The following is a 3,217-nucleotide window of genomic DNA, read 5'->3' on the forward strand; positions in this document are numbered from 1 at the left end:
CCGTGGTCCGGCCCCGTGGTCCGGCCCCGCCCCGCCGCCCGGTCCCGCCGCCCGGGTCCGGCCCGGCCCGCCCCGACGCCGTACGTCAGACCGGCTGCGGCAGCGCCATCAGCCGCCCGACCAGGTCGGCGAACATCCCGTCGTCCGGTTCGTCCGCCAGTATGCGGCGGACCACCTGGGCCATCCGCTCGTCGTACGCCGCGCTCACCGCCGCCAGCGCCGCGAAGTCGTGGACCAGCTGCCGCTCCAGCTCGCCGCGCGGCACGCGCCGCCCGTCCAGCCACAGCAGCGCGGTGGTCTCGGCCAGCGAGACCCACGAGCGGACCACCAACTCCAGCCGCGGGGCGGGGTCGGGGATGCCGAGATGGGCGACGATCTGCTCGTAGGCGGCCTGCCGCACCCCGTCGATCATCGCGCCGGTACGGGTCGAACCCGCCGGACCGCCACGCATCAGCGCCGAGAACCCGGGACCGTGCTGGTCCACGAAGTCGAAGAACCGCTCCATGACCCGCAACAGCCGGGCGCCGAGCGGACCTTCGTGCGGCTCGACGAACCGGGCCGTCAGCTCCTCGGCGGCCCGCCGCAGCGCGGCCTCGTACAGCTGCTGCTTGCCCGGGAAGTAGTGGTAGACCAGCGGCCGGGAAATACCGGCCGCCTCGGCGATCTCGTCGATCGGGACATCCTCGGGGGAACGGTGGCTGAAGAGGTCGAGTGCGACGGCGATCAGCTGCTCGCGCCGCTCCTCGACGCCCATCCTGCGGCGCGCCCCGGTCGTCATGCGGACCACCCTAACGATCCGGGGCGCGGCACGGAATCACGAAAGGGCAATCACAGATCGAGCACGAGCCCGCCGCCGCGCGCCCGCGAGACACAGATCAGCAGCGAGTCGTCGCGCTCGGCGTCGGTCAGCAGCTCGTCGCGGTGGTCCACCTCACCGGCCAGCACCCGCTGTTGGCAGGTGCCGCAGAAGCCCTGCTCACAGGAGTACGGCAGATCGGGCAGCGCCTGCTCGCGGATCGCCCGCAGCACACTGGTGTCCGCGGGCACCGTGACCGTACGGCCGGTGCGGCGCAGCTCCACCTCGAACGGTGCGTTCTCGCCCGCCGGTGCGGGTGCGGCCGGCGTGAACCGCTCGGTGTGCAGCGTCAGCCCCTCGGTCACGGCCGGCAGCAATGCCGCGACCGCGTCCCTCAGCGGCTCGGGCCCGCAGCAGTAGACCGCGGCGTGCGGCGGCGCACCGGCGAGCACCGCGGCCAGATCGGGCCGGCCGTCCTCGTCCTCGGCGACCACCGTCACCCGGTCCGCGCCGGCCCCCGCCAGCTTCTCGATCTCCGCCAGGAACGGCATCGAGGCCCGCGACCGCCCGGCGTACACCAGCCGCCACGGCACCCCCTGCCGCTCGGCCTGCCGCAGCATCGGCAGGATCGGGGTGATGCCGATACCGCCCGCGAGGAAGACATAGGCATGGCTGTCGTGGAGCGGGAAGCGGTTGCGCGGCCCGCGGACCTCCACCACCGTCCCCTCGTGCAGCTGCTCGTGCACCTCGCGCGAGCCGCCCCGGCCGTCCTCGATCAGCCGGGCCGCGATGGTGTACGAGCCGGGCGTCGCGGGCTCCCCGCACAGCGAGTACTGGCGTACGGCCCCCGACGGCAGGACGAGGTCGATATGCGCGCCCGGCTCCCAGCCCGGGAGTTCCTCGCCCTCCAGGCGCAGCCGCACCACGCCCTCGGCCTCCTGCACGCGCTCCACGACCCTCAACTGCAGTGCGGCCGAGCCCGTCCGTCCCCTTCCCGAGACCGGGTTCTCCAGCGCGGGCATCGGCCACAACGGGGATGCCTTGATGCGGCGGCGCAGCGCCCGCCGGGCGACCAGCGCGGCCGCGGCGACCACGACGACGGTACGTATACGGGGCATCTCAGGTACCTCCGGCCGTACGGGCCTCGGCCGCGGTCGCGGCGGGGGAGCCGGCGAGATAGGCGACGGCCTGCTCGGTGCTGCCGTGCTGCGAGGGGTGGTAGGTACGGCTGAGGTACTGCGGGATCGAGCGGGCCATGGCCCCGGCGGTCGGCAGCACCCCCTGCCGGCCGGCGCGGAAGAACTCCCGCAAGTTGGCCCGGCCGTCGATCAGCGACGGGTCGTTCTCCATGAAGAAGCGGGTGCCGCGCTGCCACAGGAAGACCAGCGCGGTGAAGGCCGTGGCCCAGGTGCGTACCCGCCGCCGGTAGCCGCCGTCCAGATGGACGAAGAGATCAAAGGCCACCGAGCGGTGCTCGACCTCCTCCGCGCCGTGCCAGCGCAGCAGATCGAGCATCGTCGGATCGGCGCCCTTGGCGTCCAGCGCCTCGGCGTTGAGCACCCAGTCGCCCAGGAACGCGGTGTAGTGCTCGATGGCGGCGATCGTTGCGACCCGCTCCAGCAGCCACCACTTACGGGCCCGGCCCGGTGGCAGGGTGCGGTCGCCGAGCAGCTTCTCGAAGAGCCAGTCGACCTGCGCGGTGTACGGAGTCGGGTCCAGGCCCTGCTCCTTGAGATGCGGCAGGACGTCGTCGTGCGCCTGGGAGTGCATCGCCTCCTGGCCGATGAACCCGATCACGTCCGCGCGCAGTCGGGGGTCGCGGATGTAGGGCAGCACCTGCTTGTAGACGTGCACGAACCAGCGCTCGCCGGCCGGCAGCAGCAGATGCAGCACATTGATCGTGTGGGTGCTGGAGGGGTCGCCCGGTATCCAGTGCAGGGGGGTGTCCGCCCAGTCGAAGGCGACGTTGCGGGCCTTCAACGGGGTGTGCTCGGACGCGGCCGACCGGGGCCGCAGCGAGGCCGTATTAGACATGGCGTCAATGTACTGGCGGGTAAGGAATGCCGGTACCCCTCGGACGGCGAAAATCGCCGGCGCGGCCGGGCGGTGTCCTGCGCCGCACCGGCCCGGCGCCTCGCCTCAGCCCAGCGCCTCGATCTTCCTGCCGTTCGCCAGCCGCCCCGCCAGCTCCGCGCTGGCGCCCGCCTTGACCGGGAGCGCCAGGAAGCGGCCCGTTGCCCGGCCCTCGACGCCGCCGGTCGTGGTGATCGAGGCGACCCGCTCGCTGCCGGCCGCCAGCAGCCACCACTGGCCGTCCGTGGCCTTCCACAGCACCCCGGCCAGCGCCCGCGGCGCCCGCGGGCCGCAGGCCGTACCGCCGTCGGCGCGCGCCGTCACCGCCCCGGGGGCATACGGCCGGCC

General features: G+C 73.5%; 3 protein-coding genes and 1 pseudogene. All 4 read right to left on the bottom strand.

Annotation, left to right across the window (positions count from 1 at the left end):
- Positions 1-85: 85 nt before the first annotated feature.
- Positions 86-778, bottom strand: coding sequence for a TetR/AcrR family transcriptional regulator (locus DY245_RS33905; protein ID WP_128510972.1), 693 nt, complete (start codon positions 776-778; stop codon positions 86-88).
- Positions 779-828: 50 nt separating this feature from the next.
- Positions 829-1,914: a PDR/VanB family oxidoreductase gene (locus tag DY245_RS33910; protein WP_128510973.1), complete on the bottom strand. Its 1,086-nt coding sequence runs from the start codon at positions 1,912-1,914 to the stop codon at positions 829-831.
- Position 1,915: 1 nt separating this feature from the next.
- A complete protein-coding gene (locus tag DY245_RS33915; RefSeq protein WP_128510974.1) occupies positions 1,916-2,830 on the bottom strand; it encodes a metal-dependent hydrolase in 915 nt (304 codons plus the stop codon).
- A 105-nt stretch (positions 2,831-2,935) separates the two neighbouring features.
- Positions 2,936-3,217, bottom strand: a pseudogene (locus DY245_RS33920) (hypothetical protein); the annotation flags it as partial.

This window comes from Streptomyces inhibens (assembly GCF_003389455.1).
Taxonomy (GTDB): domain Bacteria; phylum Actinomycetota; class Actinomycetes; order Streptomycetales; family Streptomycetaceae; genus Streptomyces; species Streptomyces inhibens.

Bases quoted from the DNA above. Each gene is read 5' to 3' on its own strand.
- DY245_RS33905 (WP_128510972.1), bottom strand. From the start codon at position 778: ATGACGACCGGGGCGCGCCGCAGGATGGGCGTCGAGGAGCGGCGCGAG.
- DY245_RS33910 (WP_128510973.1), bottom strand. From the start codon at position 1,914: ATGCCCCGTATACGTACCGTCGTCGTGGTCGCCGCGGCCGCGCTGGTC.
- DY245_RS33915 (WP_128510974.1), bottom strand. From the start codon at position 2,830: ATGTCTAATACGGCCTCGCTGCGGCCCCGGTCGGCCGCGTCCGAGCAC.